The organism is Nonomuraea sp. NPDC050691, assembly GCF_040654455.1.
Lineage (GTDB): Bacteria > Actinomycetota > Actinomycetes > Streptosporangiales > Streptosporangiaceae > Nonomuraea.
Window position 1 is genome coordinate 1 of the sequence record NZ_JBFAIA010000365.1, and the last position, 1,531, is coordinate 1,531.

Below are 1,531 nucleotides of genomic sequence, written 5' to 3' on the forward strand. Positions count from 1 at the left end.
CCGGGTGGGGCCGCTGGGGAGCTCGGGGGCCGGGGCGCGGAGAAGCGTCGTCTCCGTCGGCAGGACGGGCCCTTCCGAGGGGCCGTCCTGGCTGCGGACGACCTCGCCCTCGATCACCTCCGCCTCGCGCGCACGGGGCGGCGCGGACCCGCCGTCCCCGTCCGGGGGCGCGGTCCACGAGTCGAGCTCTCCTCCTGGCCGCGCGGAGTGAGGGCTCTCGCCGCTCAGCACCACCTGGGTCGGCTCGACGACGCGCCGCGCTCCGGTACTGGGCACCGATCCGTCCCCGCCTGGCAAAAGTGCGCCGGAGGGGGGCGGAGGCGGAGGGGCGTCGTGCGCCGAGCGGGTCGAGGGATGGATGGGCGGGGGAGCGGATGACGGGGCGCCGTCCACCTCGCGCGCCGAGGAGTGGCCGGAGGGCGGCGGAGGAGGTGGTGGCGGTCCGTCGTCCGCCCTGCCTGTCCAGGCATGACCGGAGGGAGCGGCGGTGGAGGTGGGAGGAAGGTCTGCGGTGGCGGCCATGGGCAGGAAGTGGCTTCGGGCGCCTTGGGGGATGGCGATGCCGCCGGCTGTGCCTGCGACGAAGGTGTAGAACAGGTGGGCTGGGTCGAGTTGGTCGTTGGCGGCCAGGGCGGGGACGGCGCCGGCGGTGCCGGAGACGCCGCCGAGCAGGGCTCGTCCGTAGATGCTTTGTGCCACAGCCGCGAGTTGGTCGCGCACGCCGAGTTCGGCGCGTGAGGTGATGAACACCAGTTCCCGGGTGGCCAGGCGGGACAGTCCGAAGTCCAGTCCGGTGAACATCGCTCCGGTCAGCATGCCGTTGCCGACGGACATCAGCAGCGATTCGACGTCGAGGTCGTCTCGGTTGCCCCACCGGAGCTGGGCGCCCTGTACGGCCAGGTCCATGCCGCCCATCACCGCGCCGAAGCCCAGCATGTTCATGAGCAGCCGCCATTTGAGCGCCTGGATCGACATCCGGGTGAGCAGCGTGCGGGTCTGGATCAGTTTGAGGACCGAGGGCCCGTGCAGGGCGATCCACACCAGCAGCCGGACGATGGCCAGTCCCAGCAGCGCCAGGGCCGCGTACTGCATCCACTGGGTGTGTTCCATGGTCTCGCCGTGATCGCGCAGCCGGTCGGCCTCCGCGCGCAGGGCCTTCTCCAGTTGCTTGATCAGCGCCTGGCCGTCCTTGCCCCGCGAGGAGGTCGCCTTGTACTCGTCGCCGGCGAGCGCGGCCAGCACCTTCTCGAACGCGTCCTTGGCCTCGCCCTGCCACTCGACACTCTTGAGATAACGCACCAGCGGCTCGGCGTCCTGGGCGCGGATGGCGGCCAGCTCGTCGGCCAGCGCCTCCATCGCATCGGCTTCCCGCGCGATCTGATCCGGCTTCGCCTCAGGGAACGCACCGGCCGTCAGCGGCAACGCCAGCGGCTTGACGATGTCGGGCACCAACCCCAGATCCAGCCCCATCAGCCGACGACCCGCCCCGTCACTCGCCCGGCCCCCGCCGACCGGCCCCCGGCAGGAACGA

The 1,531-nt window shown here is 72.1% G+C and carries 1 pseudogene; it reads right to left on the reverse strand.

Annotation, left to right across the window (positions count from 1 at the left end):
- Window positions 1-1,470: pseudogene (locus tag AB0H81_RS44765) on the reverse strand (hypothetical protein); the annotation flags it as partial.
- Window positions 1,471-1,531 lie beyond the last annotated feature (61 nt).